At 38.9% G+C, this 15,554-nt stretch carries 19 protein-coding genes; 12 read left to right on the forward strand and 7 right to left on the reverse strand.

Annotation, left to right across the window (positions count from 1 at the left end; genetic code table 11):
* Window positions 1–117 precede the first annotated feature (117 nt).
* Window positions 118–966, forward strand: coding sequence for a protein kinase domain-containing protein (locus tag E2L03_RS10485; protein WP_055735677.1), 849 nt, complete (start codon window positions 118–120; stop codon window positions 964–966).
* Window positions 967–980: 14 nt separating this feature from the next.
* Here the strand turns inward: E2L03_RS10485 and E2L03_RS10490 are convergent, their stop codons facing one another.
* Both E2L03_RS10490 and ytvA read right to left on the reverse strand, forming a co-directional pair.
* Window positions 981–1,190: a hypothetical protein gene (locus tag E2L03_RS10490; protein WP_038477653.1), complete on the reverse strand. Its 210-nt coding sequence runs from the start codon at window positions 1,188–1,190 to the stop codon at window positions 981–983.
* 56 nt (window positions 1,191–1,246) lie between these two features.
* Window positions 1,247–2,029 (reverse strand): YtvA family blue-light photoreceptor, encoded by a 783-nt coding sequence (gene ytvA / locus E2L03_RS10495; protein ID WP_038477656.1) that lies wholly within the window; start codon window positions 2,027–2,029, stop codon window positions 1,247–1,249.
* 138 nt (window positions 2,030–2,167) lie between these two features.
* Between ytvA and E2L03_RS10500 the strand changes: the two genes are divergently transcribed.
* The 4 genes from E2L03_RS10500 (at window position 2,168) to E2L03_RS10515 (ending at window position 6,190) form a co-directional block, all read left to right on the forward strand.
* A complete protein-coding gene (locus tag E2L03_RS10500) occupies window positions 2,168–2,662 on the forward strand; it encodes a hypothetical protein (RefSeq protein WP_038477659.1) in 495 nt (164 codons plus the stop codon).
* Window positions 2,663–3,292: an HD domain-containing protein gene (locus E2L03_RS10505; protein WP_038477661.1), complete on the forward strand. Its 630-nt coding sequence runs from the start codon at window positions 2,663–2,665 to the stop codon at window positions 3,290–3,292.
* A 131-nt stretch (window positions 3,293–3,423) separates the two neighbouring features.
* Window positions 3,424–4,095 (forward strand): class I SAM-dependent methyltransferase, encoded by a 672-nt coding sequence (locus E2L03_RS10510; RefSeq protein ID WP_124741555.1) that lies wholly within the window; start codon window positions 3,424–3,426, stop codon window positions 4,093–4,095.
* 4 nt (window positions 4,096–4,099) lie between these two features.
* On the forward strand, window positions 4,100–6,190 hold the full coding sequence (locus E2L03_RS10515; RefSeq protein ID WP_134259145.1) for a glycosyltransferase family 2 protein: 2,091 nt from the start codon (window positions 4,100–4,102) through the stop codon (window positions 6,188–6,190).
* Here E2L03_RS10515 and E2L03_RS10520 read toward each other — a convergent pair.
* A complete protein-coding gene (locus E2L03_RS10520; RefSeq protein ID WP_176463598.1) occupies window positions 6,187–6,879 on the reverse strand; it encodes a hypothetical protein in 693 nt (230 codons plus the stop codon). The two genes, E2L03_RS10515 and E2L03_RS10520, sit on opposite strands and share 4 nt — an antisense overlap.
* Before the next feature lie 182 nt (window positions 6,880–7,061).
* On the opposite strand from E2L03_RS10520, the gene E2L03_RS10525 reads away from it, so the two are divergent.
* Window positions 7,062–8,282, forward strand: coding sequence for a multidrug effflux MFS transporter (locus tag E2L03_RS10525; RefSeq protein WP_095149767.1), 1,221 nt, complete (start codon window positions 7,062–7,064; stop codon window positions 8,280–8,282).
* A 75-nt stretch (window positions 8,283–8,357) separates the two neighbouring features.
* On the opposite strand, the gene E2L03_RS20405 is transcribed toward E2L03_RS10525, so the two are convergent.
* Window positions 8,358–8,495, reverse strand: a complete 138-nt coding sequence (locus E2L03_RS20405; RefSeq protein WP_158318491.1) for a hypothetical protein — start codon at window positions 8,493–8,495, stop codon at window positions 8,358–8,360.
* Window positions 8,496–8,669: 174 nt separating this feature from the next.
* Here E2L03_RS20405 and E2L03_RS10530 point away from each other — a divergent pair, with 174 nt between their 5' ends.
* Complete coding sequence (locus E2L03_RS10530; protein WP_166740273.1) at window positions 8,670–9,512, forward strand: methyltransferase domain-containing protein; 843 nt, start codon at window positions 8,670–8,672, stop codon at window positions 9,510–9,512.
* Between the two features lie 14 nt (window positions 9,513–9,526).
* On the opposite strand, the gene E2L03_RS10535 is transcribed toward E2L03_RS10530, so the two are convergent.
* Window positions 9,527–9,997: an NUDIX hydrolase gene (locus tag E2L03_RS10535; RefSeq protein ID WP_055735683.1), complete on the reverse strand. Its 471-nt coding sequence runs from the start codon at window positions 9,995–9,997 to the stop codon at window positions 9,527–9,529.
* Window positions 9,998–10,243: 246 nt separating this feature from the next.
* On the opposite strand from E2L03_RS10535, the gene E2L03_RS10540 reads away from it, so the two are divergent.
* From E2L03_RS10540 to htpX, 3 genes are all read left to right on the forward strand, one after another.
* Window positions 10,244–10,447 carry a hypothetical protein gene (locus tag E2L03_RS10540; protein WP_124741557.1) on the forward strand — a complete coding sequence of 68 codons (204 nt, stop codon included), beginning with the start codon at window positions 10,244–10,246 and terminating at the stop codon, window positions 10,445–10,447.
* Between the two features lie 69 nt (window positions 10,448–10,516).
* Entirely contained in the window at window positions 10,517–11,158 is a 642-nt protein-coding gene (locus tag E2L03_RS10545) for a pentapeptide repeat-containing protein (protein ID WP_134259147.1), read from the forward strand.
* 96 nt (window positions 11,159–11,254) lie between these two features.
* Window positions 11,255–12,163 carry a protease HtpX gene (htpX, locus tag E2L03_RS10550; protein WP_038477683.1) on the forward strand — a complete coding sequence of 303 codons (909 nt, stop codon included), beginning with the start codon at window positions 11,255–11,257 and terminating at the stop codon, window positions 12,161–12,163.
* A 34-nt stretch (window positions 12,164–12,197) separates the two neighbouring features.
* Here the strand turns inward: htpX and E2L03_RS10555 are convergent, their stop codons facing one another.
* A complete protein-coding gene (locus E2L03_RS10555; RefSeq protein ID WP_134259148.1) occupies window positions 12,198–13,127 on the reverse strand; it encodes an aldo/keto reductase in 930 nt (309 codons plus the stop codon).
* Window positions 13,128–13,189: 62 nt separating this feature from the next.
* Window positions 13,190–14,020 (reverse strand): N-acetylmuramoyl-L-alanine amidase family protein, encoded by an 831-nt coding sequence (locus tag E2L03_RS10560; RefSeq protein ID WP_051667362.1) that lies wholly within the window; start codon window positions 14,018–14,020, stop codon window positions 13,190–13,192.
* Between the two features lie 378 nt (window positions 14,021–14,398).
* Here E2L03_RS10560 and E2L03_RS10565 point away from each other — a divergent pair, with 378 nt between their 5' ends.
* Together E2L03_RS10565 and E2L03_RS10570 are read left to right on the forward strand one after the other, a co-directional pair.
* Window positions 14,399–14,857 carry a GNAT family N-acetyltransferase gene (locus tag E2L03_RS10565; protein ID WP_055735687.1) on the forward strand — a complete coding sequence of 153 codons (459 nt, stop codon included), beginning with the start codon at window positions 14,399–14,401 and terminating at the stop codon, window positions 14,855–14,857.
* A gap of 85 nt (window positions 14,858–14,942) precedes the next feature.
* On the forward strand, window positions 14,943–15,515 hold the full coding sequence (locus tag E2L03_RS10570) for a TetR/AcrR family transcriptional regulator (RefSeq protein ID WP_038477692.1): 573 nt from the start codon (window positions 14,943–14,945) through the stop codon (window positions 15,513–15,515).
* The last annotated feature ends 39 nt before the right edge of the window (window positions 15,516–15,554 follow it).

The following is a 15,554-nucleotide window of genomic DNA, read 5'->3' on the forward strand; positions in this document are numbered from 1 at the left end:
AAAGGGTGATGACTTAACTAGGAGAAGGGAATGTCAGAAGATTTCTATTAGGAAGAAAAGAAATTATGACAGAGGATAGTAAACGATTTTTAAAGACTAAATAAATGGGGGAATCATATGTTGCAAGAAGTAAATGGGTATGCCATACAGTTGAAAAAAGCGCATGATTTTAGTTGGCTACAAAGCTACGGTAAGGTCTTTGCCGTTTTTGATCAACAAGACTCTGGCAATATCAGCTTTGGGATTGAAACGGAGAAAAAGCGCTATTTTATAAAGTATGCAGGAGCAGAAACCGTTTATGGTATGAATTCAACAGAAGAAGCCATTCAACGGCTAAAAGAAGCAAGGCGAGTGTACGAAGATTTGCATCACCCTACATTAATTGAGTACGTTGAAGCCATTGAGCGACCAAATGGCTATGCTCTTGTCTTTAGTTGGGCAGATGGCGAAAACTTGCACCCACATTGGAAATTTCCTCCACCAGAAAAGTACACCCATCCTGATTCACCCTTTTATCGTTTCAAGCAGCTATCCTTTGAAAAAAAGAGAAAAGCGTTTATACAAATTTTATCATTCCACCAACTTGTAGCAGATAAAGGCTATGTATCTATCGATTTTTATGATGGAAGTTTATTGTATAACTTTAAAACGGATACGTTGAGTATATGTGACATTGATTTCTATCGTAAGACACCATATGTTAATAAAATGGGACAGATGTGGGGATCAACACGTTTTATGTCACCAGAAGAGTTTGTTAGAGGGGCTAAAATTGATCAACAGACGATGGTGTTTACAATGGGTGCAATGGCATTCGCGCTATTTGGAGGAGAGCAAGATCGTTCGAGAGAAAAATGGGATGCTTCAGAAACGCTCTATCAAGCATCTTTAAAAGCCGTGCACACAAATAGACAAGAGCGTTTCGCAACAGTTCAAGACTTCCTTACTTACTGGGAAAAAGAATAAGAGTGTATACGCTCTTATTCTTTTTCCTGTTCCTTTCTTTCTTCTAATGCATCTAAACGGGCAAGAATTTGATCAAGCTTCTGATCAATCTCGTCAAATTCAGGACCAGCACCTTGCCTCATTTCTAATTCTTTCAATTTCATTCGGTTATTTATGAGAGTAGTAAAAACAGGGAATAGAATAGCAGCCAAAGGGATAAGCACCCACCAAGGAAAATCACCCATATTGTAGCCTCCTTATTATATACGTACTCTCTCTACGGATACCATTCAATAATGTTTCATGTTTGATTAAAATAATGACGAAGAAATGATTTTACAGAGCTTGCTGTTTTCATGCCTTTTAATGTAGTTTCTTGAAGACCCACTGATTGTTTAGCGAGAATCGGAGACATGCCTGTTAAGATTGTATCTGTACCTACAAGCTGGATAATATCGCGTAAGCGGAAAATGCCTTCAACAACGTACTCATCAAATTCCTCTAATCCAGATACATCAACAATTAATGTTGATAAGTCTTGCTCGGAAATTTCCTTTGTAACGGTTTCAAACATATGATCAAAGCGTGCTTTCCCAAACTCACCCACTAGTGGGATAACCGCAATGCCGTTTACAAGTGGAACAATAGGCGTCGAAATCGTGTCAATTCGCTGTACAGATTCAAAATAATTTAATTCAACTTCTTTTTGAACCGTAACGTCTTTCTGAATGCCTATAAAGTATTTTACATCTGGTCGATCAAGGGTGACGCACTCAATATTTAATTCGTTCCAAAAATAACTTCCGTCTTTTCGATAATTGATAATTTCTACTGAGATTGATTCTTCATTGTCTATAGCTGTCCTAATTTGGTTTACTTTTTCTTGATCGGTCTCTTCCCCTTGAAGAAAACGACAGTTTGTTCCAAGAACGTCAGCCTCTTCATATCCAGTCATATCTGTAAACCCTTGATTTGAGTAAACAATGGGGTTATCTTTCTGAGATGGGTCTGTTACGAGTACCCCTACTTTCGTCCGGTCTAGCAGTCGTGTTAAAAGCTGAGATTTATTAAACAAATGATCCATACCATTCCCTCGATTCTATTCAGAGTAGATAAAAAATAATTCCCCGAAAATGAATGATTTAAACTATGACTGATGGACGCATATTGATTGAAAATCATGTAAAATAGAGAGGAATGTTAGTAGAGTGAGGTACTTAAGATGAAAGACTTTCTTCAGCAAGTAAACGTTAGTGCACAGCTTCCTAAAAAGAAAGCCGTGTTTCAACTGAACCGAGTGAGAATTGGCGTCCCGTTCTTTTACATAGGCATTTTGCTTATTTTTATTTGTATTCCGCTACTGGTTCAATCGTTTTCAAATAGGGAGGGAGCGCTAGGAGATTTAGCATTGCCCATCTACCTAGTCTATTTTATGTTTGTCTTCTTCCCTATTTTTTCTGGCGCTGTTTATTTTTTAATAGCTGCCATCTCTGCAATCGCTTTGTCAGTAGCAAAATTACTAGATCGGAAATTAACATTTCTAATGATGTATAAGTTGGCTTCATTTGCTGCTACATTTCCACTTATCGGCTATGGGATTCTACTTTTACTTAATGAATCATTGGCAACACGTTGGATTTGGCCGAGTGTGATCTTTATTTTCTTTATAGTATGTCGTTCCATTTTTTACTATCCAAAGCAAAGAAGGAGGATTTAGATGATACTTCAACACACAGAGAATTGGGTAAGACAAAGGTTAGAGAAGGATACAACTGGACATGACTGGTTTCATACAGAACGAGTAAGGAATGTAGCCAAAACAGTCGCCCATGTGGAAGAGGCAGATGTATTTATTGTTGAAATGGCTGCATTGCTCCATGATACGATTGATGACAAACTTGTAGCAAACGAAGAACAAGCGGTACAAGCAGTAGAGCAGTTCTTGGAAGAACAACAATTAGAAAAGAAGCAAGTGGATCATATTCTTGAAATTATACAGTCTATTTCGTTCAGCAAAGGGATGGAGCTACGCACGATAGAGGCGAAAATTGTGCAAGATGCTGACAGAATTGATGCGATGGGTGCAATCGGTATTGCTCGTGCGTTTCAATATTCTGGCTCTAAGCAGCAAGCTATCTACGACCCAGCCATTGCAGTTCGTGAACAGATGACGAAGGAAGAGTACCGTAATGGGCCATCATCAGCGATCAATCATTTTTATGAGAAGTTATTAAAGCTAAAAGACGGATTACATACGAATGCTGCCATAGAGATAGCAGAAAAACGCCATCATTATATGGAACAATTTTTAACACAGTTTAGCCTTGAATGGGAAGGAAAGGCTTAAAGGAAACATGTAGAAATAGAACAGTAAATATGGTTTAAAGTCAAACATCTGCCTAGTGTAGATGTTTTTTTCATGAGAACAAGCAACATGAACATATACTAAAGCACCTGACTAAAGGAAGGGGCTAGAGAATGTCAAATGAAAAAGGCATTCAGTATTACCGCGTGCTAAACCATGCGTTACTTCATTTAATTCCTGTTACCGATACAAGGGTGTTAGATATTGGTTGTGCAGCTGGCTATTTAGGAGAAGCAATAAAAGCAAAGACTGGTGGTGAAGTCGCGGGCGTTGAGCTTGTGCAAGAAGCAGCAGAGGAAGCAAAAAAGAGGCTTAACCAAGTGGTTTGTGCAAACATTGAAACGGAAACATTACCATTTTCACCAGGTTCGTTTGATAGCATTGTTTTTGGAGATGTGCTTGAGCACATGCTTGATCCATGGGGAGTTCTGGAGACAGCTTCGGCCTTATTAAAGCCAGCTGGTTCAATTTATGCAAGCATCCCAAATGTTGGTCATATCACGATTATGGAACAATTGTTAAGCGGTACGTGGACGTACACAGAATCGGGATTACTTGATAAAACTCATTTTCGTTTTTTTACAAAAACAGAGATTTATGCACTTTTTAATAGCCAAGGATTTGATATTAAATCCATTAGTCAATTGATGAACACAGGTGAACGGGAGAATCGAATGATTCGAGCGTTACAATCGGTTGGAGAAGCATTTCAACTTCCTGTAGAAGATTTACTTGAGCGGGCGACTGCATTTCAATACATTGTCCACGCTCAAAAAAAGGAATAAGTTGATGCAGTTAACATACAGTCACACAGCTGCTAATCAACATGCTATTTATGATGTTAATGGGATCATTTCAAGCGGTTGGCAATACCTGATGATGACGTATCAAGGAAATCAGTCTGTTCCAGTTCGCCTTTATTGGGATATTGAAGGAACGTTTCAACTGAATCATAGTGAGGAAGTGGGCTTATTTGATTGTAAAAAAACAGATCTGCATGTTTTTCCAGTCTATATAGCACCACAAACGAAGCGGCTACAGCTCTCATTGGAGTTTGAGATAGCCAGTGAACATAGCATTGAGTTAAAGCAAGTTGAGCAAATGTCATTAGCAACCTTTCTCTCTCTAGCTTGGTCAAAGAAGTATCAATCTTTTTGTTTTGATCTAAACGCTAACAGTTATTCAATGAGCTACAATCGGTATCGCGGACTAAAGTTATTAGAAAATAAACGTGAGCTAACGTCGTTAGAGAATCTAGCAAGTGCTGAAATTAGTGAGGAACAAGCATGTTACTTACTGGATGAAAACGAGCCACCGCTATTCACATCGGGGGAACTTGTGTCAGTCGTTATTCCCGTATTCAATGTGAACAGTAACTATTTACTAGAGTCTGTCCAATCAGTAAAGGGACAGTCGTATAGATCGGTGGAATGCATCGTTGTTGTACATAGCGACATTCCTCAAGAACTAGAAGATCTGTTAAAAAGAGAAGGAAATGATATTCAGCTAGTCATCATCAAGGGAGAAGACCCCGGAACGTTTGCTCATTTAGTCAATCAAGGCATAAAGCAAGCAAAAGGTACACGTTTACTCATTCTTCATCCGGATGATCTTTTGAGTACGAACAGTGTTGCGTGGTTTATGCAAGAAGATGCGGACATCGTCTATTGCAATGAAGTGTATGTCAATTCACTAGGTCAGTTTATGACTAGTTATCAAAAGCCTAATTGGTCGCCCGAACTATTATTGGCGCACAACTATTTAAGCAAAGGCGTCTTATTCAAAATGAGCGTCATTAAAGCGGTGGGTGAGTGGAATTCCCGCTTTGAACACGCAGCTGAATACGATTACTATTTGCGAAGCACAGAACAGGCTTCTTCCCTCGTAAGAATAAAAAGATTCGGATATAAACAACGATTAGCTAACGACTTAACTCAATGGGCAACAGTGACCACTACGCCAACAAGTGAACGGGGAAAGCAAGCAATAGAAGAAGCGCTTATTCGTAGAAAGTTACATGGCAATGTGACGATAAAAGATGCTGAAGCCAATTTGTATTCGGTTTCTTATCACCTACAGAGAGAAGAGAAAATTAGTATTATAATTTGTACTAGGGATCAACCACAATTACTCGATCGCTGCTTAACATCTATTTTTGAAAAAACGGATTTTCCAAATTACGAAGTCATTGTGGTAGACAATGGATCTAGGGAAGAGAAGACGTTTCAAATATTCAATACGTGGAAATCAAAGGAGGAAATGAGGTTTAAGGTTGTGCGAGACGAACGGCCGTTTAATTTCTCAGCCTTAAACAATCAAGCTGTGCGTCAATCGTCAGGCACGATACTAGTCCTTCTGAATAATGATATTGAAGTTATCTCGCGTTCATGGTTAAACGATATGGCAGGCTATGCCATTCAAGAAGATATCGGTGCTGTTGGAGCTTTGCTTTATTACGGTAGCGGCCATGTGCAACATGCAGGAGCAGTTTTTAATGATGTAGCGCCCATTCATTCTTATTATAAGGGGTGGTTAACAAACGATTCGGTTTCAAAACTCGTTCAACTTCAACGCAATTTTTTAGCTGTTACAGGAGCGTGTTTAATGGTAAAACGAACACTGTACGAAGCCGTTGGTGGTCTTGAAGAAGCATTTGAATCTTCCTATAACGATATGCATTTTTGTATGGAACTTTATCGTTTAGGAAAAAGAAATTTATTTATCCCGGAAGCATCATTGTACCATCACGAATCGATTTCAAGAGGTCGCTTGCAAACCATTGAAACTCAGAAAGAATGGATGAAAGAATTGGGCCAGTTTCGTTCATTGTGGGGCTATTATTTTCAGGAAGATCCTTATGTGGGAACCCATACCTATTAAGAGAGGCGTTGCGATTCCTCTCTTTTCGTATGGTCTGAAAAATTCTCCTCTTTTTCCTCACTATGAGCAATCGTTTCTTTTTGTTCTTTCGTATACCCGTCTCTATGGTCATCTTGATCGGGGTCTGAATGATCTTCACGTTCCCGTTTATCTTTATCACGGTTTTGCATCGTTTTTTCTTGAGAGCTTGTGTAAGAACGCTCTTGATTCTTTACATAATCAGATCGCTGCCCGTGCCAAATTAAGTCAAAAATCGCTCTTCCGTTCGTTGGTTGCCCATCTGGAAGATAAACGGGTATAAGGTCAAAAAAGACAAAGTAAAAAACATAAAACATGAAAGTGCTCCAAAACATATTGTCGGGAATAAGTTGTGCTGCTAAGAGTGCGTTCACAATTACTCCTACGATAGTGCTCGATAAAATAGGAGAAGCGTAGATAAACCCATGCCAAAAACGATTTCTTGGGTTGAGTTCTTCATACTCCATCCAGCTATACATAAAAAAATAACGGCGTACCTCTATGGTTTTTAGGGAAAAAAGCTTAGGTCCACTTCCAACGACTAATTTTTTATTCGAAGCTCCTAATAAAACCGCTGTTAAGTAGTAACCGGACTCACGAATGACGGTGACAATAGGTAAAATAATGATTGCAGACATAATCAGCTGTGCTAAGTCAATGAATGTAAACATTATAATGTACTCCTTTCATTAGTACCCCTACTAACGTACCCGAATGAGAGTAAGAGCAATCTTCTTTTTTAAAAACCAGAAATTAGTTCTTTCTTTTCAGCTACAACAGTGGCAAAATAGAAAGGAATCTACTGACGGTGGCTTTATGAAATCGATTTCATTTTTTGGAGAGAAGGGGTAGCTTGGAACAAACATCCATTATAGGACGTAAACGGTTTGGCTTAGCCTTATTGCTTGGAACATTGGCAGCCTTCGGACCGTTAACGATTGATATGTACTTGCCTAGCTTTCCTTCTATTGCTTCAGACCTTCAAGCACCAGCTTCACTTGTGCAGTTAAGTTTAACTGCCTGTTTATTAGGGTTAGGAGCAGGTCAACTCGTTGTTGGACCAATGAGTGACGCAAAAGGAAGGAAAAAACCGCTTGTAATCTCAATCTTTTTTTATGTTCTTGCTTCTCTAGCGTGTGCGCTTGCACCAAATATAGGGACGTTAATTGTGGCAAGGTTTATGCAAGGCTTTACTGCTGCTGCTGGAATTGTGATTTCCCGGGCAGTTGTTCGTGATTTGTTTAATGGAAGAGAATTAACAAAGTTCTTTTCTTTACTCATGCTCATTAATGGGTTGGCCCCTATTCTAGCGCCTGTTTTCGGAAGTGGAGTGCTATTAATACCGGGAGCAAACTGGAACTGGATCTTTATCTCGTTGGCGCTACTTGGTTTGATCATCGTGCTTATTGTTATCAACCGATTAACGGAAACATTGCCAGTAGAAAAGCGAACACAAAGTAGTATCGGTCATACATTGCGAACATTCAAAAGCTTACTCTTAGATCGAACATTTATGGGGTTTGCTTTTACTCAAGGTTTAATGATGGGTGGGATTTTTGCCTATGTATCAGGAACGCCTTTTGTTTATCAAGGGATTTACGATGTGTCACCGCAAGTGTTTAGCTTACTATTTGGTGTAAATGGTCTAGGAATTATTGTAGGAACCCATTTAGTTGGTAGGTATGCAGGTATTATTCCTGAGCGCTCCTTTTTACGCTTTGGCTTAGTAACCGCTACTGTTGCAAGTAGTGTCTTACTGATTATGACCATAATTAATGGGCCGTTGTTTTCAATTGTTGTTCCTATTTTCTTGTTCGTATCAATGATCGGAATGATCGGGACAACATCATTTTCATTAGCAATGGAGTCACAAGGTGGCAGAGCTGGAAGTGCTTCGGCATTACTCGGATTATTACCTTTTGTCATTGGTGCTATTACGGCACCCCTTGTCGGTATAGCTGGTGAAGATACGGCAGTACCAATGGGGGTTATTATGTTTCTTTCTAGCGTTTCTGCTTTAGCAGCTTTCTACTTGCTAGCTAAAGGAGGAAAAGACGTACAAGAGCTCAATTAGCGTACGGAAAAATAAAGAGGCAGGAGGATGGCGTATCCTTCTGCCTTTTGCATGTTAGAAGCATTGATAGCTCCATTATTTCATAGATTGACTATTCTTTTTTGAAAGTTCTTGAAGAAATTTCTTTTCCTCTACTGTTAGCTCTCGATTTAACTTCGCTTCCATATCTTTTTTTAATGAAACAAATAATAATTTTGCTGTTTGATCGAGCATAAGAGGCCTCTTTTCATTCATGCTTTACAGTATATTCGTACTAATTTTAACAGATTGCAACGAAAATAGAAAGATTTTCACTGCTTTTTTAGTCTCAAAAAGAGAGCGTAATATTCTTTTTTTAGAATACATGTGGTACAGTAAATAGTTGAAAGAAGGTGACGTATGGGGGAATTGAAGAGTAAACGAGACATGGCCTCGTCTTTACTAAGACAATTAGAAGGGCGATTAAGATGCCCTTATTGTCAGGAAACATTAGTAGTAGTAGGTGTGTATAAACTAGTTTGTGTTGAAGCTCATTCATTTGATTTATCGAAGCAGGGAACCCTTTATACCCTAACTCAATCAGGATCAAGTCAGTATGACAAACCTTTATTCCAAGCAAGACGGTCCATTATACAACAGAAACAATTGTATGCGCCAATGCATGAAAGACTGGTACAAGAGCTTGATGAGGGGAATCTATTACTTGATGCAGGAACTGGTGAAGGATCTCATCTAAATGAGATTAAAAGGCGATTTCCTACTATTCTTCCAGTAGGACTTGATATTTCAAAAGATGGTATTCAACAAGCCGCTAAGGCGTATCAGAATCATGTGTGGATAGTTGGGGATCTTGCAAACGTTCCTCTTTGTAATCAAACCGTCGACATCATTTTAAACATATTATCGCCATCAAACTATGGCGAATTTAAGCGTGTGTTAACATCTGGAGGTAAGCTAATTAAGGTTGTTCCAGGAACTCGCTATCTACAGGAATTACGTGCCTATACTGCTGAAGCGTCAGAACTGCAGTATTCAAATGCAAAAACGATTGACCTGTTTAACCATCATTTTAAAAACACGAAATTGCATACTCTTTCCTATCAAAAAGAGGTTACATCAGAGGAGCGTCAGTGGATTGCTGAGATGTCACCACTTGGCTGGACCGTTCAAAAAGAAGCAAGGTGCGACTATATCAACAATGGATGTTCGTTTATCACAATTGATTTAACGATCTTAATAGCAAGAGCGTAATCCGATTGCTGAATTTATGTGGATTCAGACGATCGGATTGTTGCTAGTATGGATTGGTAGTAAGGCAAGATATAGTCCTTATATTCATCCTTTAATGTTGAAGGAAGGTTTTTTACAAATCGAACTTCTTTCGATTCATTAGAGTTCACTTTGAGGGTACCACTAAAATGATTCGTCCAATAAACAGCAGTGACGGAGTATAGTTCATCACCGTTGTCGAATGTAAAATGGTATGCTTCACCTGAGAATACGCCAAGAAGTTGAAGATCTTTTACATCCAGTCCAGTTTCTTCTTTCACCTCTCTTATTGCTGTTTGTTCTAAAGACTCTCCTAATTCCATTAATCCCCCTGGTAACCCCCAGCCCCCGTCATTTCGGTTTTCAAGCAGAAGTTCCCCTTGGTTATTCACAATTAGCACAACGGAACCAGGCAAAATTAAAGGTTGTGTTCCCACTTTTTGTCGTAAGGATTGAACATAGTCCAATGCAATACCTCCTCTTTTAAGTAAAAGAAACCATGTCTATTTTTCATTTTATTGATTTTGATAGAAAAATCGCAGTATAACCTTTTGTTTCTTTATAAAGACTTCATTCTCCTTCCAAGAAGTCTATTTAATTCTATTTGATGAAAAATCGAAGAATTAGGTATACATATCAGGACCTTTGTCCACGCAATCCCCTATCCCAATGCATAAGGTATACAAGACCCTTAGGTTTGGGAGGTGAATCTTATGAGTTATTATGAATCTGGTAGAGACGGCCACTACAAACCTGCAAAAGGCTTTTCTGCAAGAATTTGTCCAGGTTGTCGCTGTAAAAAACGATGTAAATCTTGTAACGAACGACCAGTAGAACAACCAGTAGAACGGCCTGTAGAGCGTCCAATTCGCCCAATCATTGATTTAAGTGACCTTATAAAAACAGAGGAGAAGTAATTCTATACAAGGCTAAGCCGTTGTGTAACAATGAGCTTAGCTTATTTTATTGACAGGTGGTGAAACGAAATGAAGAAGGAAACTCCTAGAATTCCAGAAACCCTTGTAGAACAATCACTGCAATGGGTGTTGGATGAAGAAGACCGAGAACTTGTCTGTTCGAACATAAGTCAAGAAGACCTGAGTGATTTATTTTTAGAAAAGCTAATCCTTTCTAAATGTGTCGTTACTCGTTGTACATTTGCACGCTCGCACATGATGAAAGCGGATTGTACCGATGTACGATTTGTAAATTGTGACTTCTCAAATGTAGATCTATCAGAAAGTCTATTTCATCGCGTTGAGTTTATTGACTGTAAATTTATTGGTAGCCAATTTACTAACGCTCATATGTCGCATTCTACTTTTACCAATTGCGTCTTAAACGTAAGCAATTTTATTGATGTCACGCTAAAAGGAACGCAGTTTGTTCGCTCTTCGTTAAGACAAGTCAACGTGGCCCACGCAAAATTAAAACAATTGACTCTTGATACGTGTGATATTGATGAATGCTCCTTTCACGAAACCTCTTTAAAAGGAGTCGACATTAGCACTTGTACATATCATTCTTTTCAAGCCTCACAAGACCTACTTGCAGGATTAATCGTCTCGAAAGAACAAGCCATTGGGTTTGCTCGATTATTAGGGCTTACCGTTAAAGATGAAATGTAACAGAAATGTGAACATCGCTTAAATTGCGGAGATTCTATTCTGCAAGAAGGGTAGCCATGGTAAACTAGATAAAAGAAGTTATTTTGGAGGGGTAGTATGGGGAAACGAATTATGTTGTTCATCGGAACAAACATTCTTGTTCTAACAACGATCTTTATCGTTTGGTCACTCATTATACAATTTACTGGGATTGATGGGTCGTTTGTTTCAAGCGATGGTTCAATTCAATTTGCGGTTATTTTATTATTTAGTGCAATTGTTGGTTTTGCTGGTTCATTCATTTCATTAGCTATGTCTCGTTGGATTGCTAAAATGATGATGAAAGTGAAAGTTATTGATCCAGATGGACCAATGTCAAGAGAAGAACGTGCTGTTGTAGAGAAAGTCCATCGTTTATCGAGAGCTGCAGGACTTGTGCACATGCCTGAAGTTGGGATTTACCAAAGTAGTGAAGTGAACGCATTCGCAACAGGACCGTCAAAGAAACGTTCATTAGTTGCGGTCTCGTCAGGATTATTACACACAATGGATGAGGACGCCGTTGAAGGTGTTATTGCCCATGAGGTGGCTCACGTAGCCAATGGTGATATGGTAACAATGACGTTGTTACAAGGAATTGTAAACACATTCGTTGTCTTTTTCTCTCGTGTTATTGCGATTGTGTTGTCTCGTTTTGTTCGTCCTGAACTGCAGTTTATCGTTCAATTTGCATCCATTATTATCTTACAAATTTTATTCTCAATATTAGGTAGTCTTGTTATTAGTGCGTATTCGCGTCATCGAGAGTACCATGCTGACCGAGGTGGTGCAGATTTGGCTGGGCGAGACAAAATGGTCCATGCCTTGCGTTCACTTCAACAGTACGTAAATCGAGCGAAAGCAAACGATCATACCGATGACACAGCTGTGCAAACAATGAAAATTAATGGTGGGAAATCAATGATGAAATTAATGTCTACTCATCCTGATTTAAATGATCGAATTGCTCGTTTGGAAGAACGTTAGGAAAAGAAGCCGTCGATTATACGACGGCTTCTTTTTATGGGATACGATTTCCTGCAGCGGCATATAATTCTGTCCATTCTCCACGTGTTAACGGGATTGAGGATCCTGCACATGCTTCTTTTACTCTGGTAGGTTTGGTTGAACCAACAATCACTTGAATGTTGGCTGGGTGTCTTGTTATCCAAGCTGTGGCAATAGCTGTTGGAGTAACTTGATAGGTCTCAGCTAAGCGTTCTAAAACAGTATTTAATTCAGGGAAATCTTTTTTATTACCAATAAACGTGCCAGCAAAGAACCCATTTTGATACGGTGACCAAGCTTGAAGCGTTATGTCGTTGAGGCGACAGTAATCAAGCGTACCTGCATCGCGGTTAACAGCTTCGTCTGTCTTCATATTGAGAGACATACTTGAATCAAGTAAGGGTGTATGCGCAATACCAAATTGTACTTGATTCACAACAAGCTGCTGCTCAACGGATCGTTGTAATAGCTGAATTTGATAAGGGGTATGATTCGACACACCAAAATGACGGACTTTTCCACTTGTATGAAGGTGATGAAAAGCTGCAGCTACTTCATCAGGCTCCATAAGTGGATCAGGTCGATGTAATAACAAAATATCGAGATAGTCGGTATTTAAGCGTTTTAAAATTCCATCAACAGAAGTAAGAATATGATCTTTTGAGAAATCGTAGTAACCGGTCGCACCTTTACGAATCCCACACTTACTTTGTAAAATAAGCTTTTCCCGGGAAATGTCTGTATGTGATAAAGCTTTGGCAAATAAGGATTCACATTCTCCTTTGCCATAGATATCGGCATGGTCATAAAAATTAATACCTTGTTCATAAGCGGTTTCGAGCAATTGTTGAATACCGCGATCATCAAGTGAATTAATACGCATGTTGCCTAAGATTAAGTTGGAAACTTCTAAGTTTGTTCCTGGTAAGGTGAACGTCTTCATCTTACACTCTCCTTTCTTTCCTATATTCATAGTTTAAGTGGAGAGAAGAAAAGAGTACAGTATTATTGTTCGACAATGCCTTTTGCAATGGCATGGGCAATGGTTTTTTGGTACGCCTCATCACTTAATTTAACCGCTTCTTCAGAATGTGTGATAAACCCTACTTCAACAAGGACGGCTGGAATTTTACTGTTACGTAGAACGTGAAATGTTTCTGATTTAACACCTCTATCTATTTCACTTGTAGCTTGAAGTAATGCTTGTTGTGTAGACTGAGCCAACACTTGACTACTTGAACTAGAAGGATGATAAAAGGTTTCAATTCCTCTCGCTTCTGTATTGGTATGGCCATTTGCATGAATACTAACAAATTGATCGGCTCCCCAAGAAGAAGTGGCGGAGACTCGTTCTTCTAAGGAAAGAAACACATCTGTTTCCCTTGTCATATTGACAACATACCCTAACTCCTCTAATCGCTGTTTTGTCTTATGAGCAATAGCTAGTACGATATCTTTCTCCATTAACCCATTTGCTGCAGCACCACTATCGTGGCCGCCGTGACCAGGATCGAGCATAATGCGCTTTGGTTCTACCTCTGAACTCGTAGACGCTGCTTGTACATCAATTTTTTTGATCCAATCCAGACTAACGTAGCCTGAGCCATTAACAAGACGACCCCAGCCTTGCCCTTCATCAATAAACTCGACGATATCGCCGTTGTATTTTACACCAATAACCTCGGCAGATGTAGATGGGCCACTTCGTACATTTAACGTTGTATTAACAGTCACCTCGCCTTGTTCGACTGCATAGGCCGGTGTGATGGCAAGCAAGATACAAGCAAGGGTGAAAATAAGTAGAAAACCATTGAGTTGCCTTCTATTTGTGTTCATAAGAATGTCCTCCTCACCAACGGTATAGGAGACATTCTGACCAAACTAGTAATCTTTTAAACACAGGATTGAAGTGAATCTTGCAAAATAGGGTAATTTCACCAACCGTATTGGTTTTAAGTAGATACGTAAGAAATGTCTATTGGTGGAACTATGACTGAGCCACAATTGATGAATGGTTGATTATACGAATCGCGAGCAGTGACATACGTAAATGTTTTATTCTTTTAGCCTGAAATGGAATCGCGTTAATTGCAAACCTAGTATAAAATTGAGAAAAACCATAAAGAAGGGATTTGAAGGAAACAACATCTGTTAAAAGAGCGTCAAGAAAATGGACAGTTGAAGAATTTGTTGCCATTTAGTTGGGGGTAGAAGATGATACGTGAACTACAAGTGAAAAATAATGAGCAATCAAAAGCTTTATACCGACTGCAAAAGGTAGCTTATCAAATTGAGGCAAATATGCTAGATTTTCATGAAATTCCTCCATTGATGGAGTCGTTTGCACAATTTCTTAAGACGACAGAGGTTTTTTATTTATACATAGAAGAGGATTCTATTCTAGGAGCAGTTTCCATTGATGATAATTCTGACAAAGTGATTGAAGTCACAAGGATGATGGTCGACCCGAGGTGTTTTCGTAGAGGCATTGCAAGGAGGCTACTACAGCATATTGAAACACTTCCGAATGAGCCCTGTGTGTTAAAAGTGGCAACAGGCGCAAAAAATGCACCGGCTATTCAGCTTTATCAATCTCAAGGCTATCAGCTTATGGAACGTAAAGTTGTTAAAGGCGGCGTTGAATTAGTGTATTTTGAAAAAAACGTAAACTAACCTTTAATTTTCAGAAAAATATTGACAACAGTTAATCGTAACGATAAAGTATTATTTAACCAGTGGTCAATTAGGTGGGGTAAGAATGACGCCAAGACGAACAACAGTGAACGAATTGACAAAAGAGATGATCATAGAAGTTGCTAATCAACAGTTTCAAACAAAGGGCTATCAACATGTGTCGATGCGTTCACTTGCAAAAGAACTTCAGTGTAGCCACGGTGCACTTTACTATCATTTTAATAATAAAGCTGAGCTTTTTTATGAGGTTGTGTCTCGTTATTTTGAGCTATTAAATGGCATGATAAAAACGGTACATACCAAACCAATTAGAAATGAAGAGAAACTAATGGAACTGCTTTTTAGTTACCTGAAGTTTGGGCTGCACTATCAAGTTCATTATGAATTCATGTTTATGATAAAAGATCCAGCTATTGACGCACTATCCAAACGAGCGGCAAATGAAAGCTATGCTCTCTTTTCTGAAGCGTTAGGAAATTTCTCTAATAACGATGCGTCAATCGGAGATGTCTATTCAACATTTGTATCTCTTCATGGATTTGTTGCACATTATATACATCGTGTGAACGACTTCACGGAGGTAGAAGAAGCTGCTAAGAAACATGTTCAATTTCTAACGAAAGCGATTTTGTCATAAGAAAGCCGTGTAGGCTTTTTTATACCATTAATTGACCAG

This window comes from Shouchella oshimensis (assembly GCF_004375095.1).
Taxonomy (GTDB): Bacteria; Bacillota; Bacilli; order Bacillales; family Bacillaceae_D; genus Shouchella; species Shouchella oshimensis.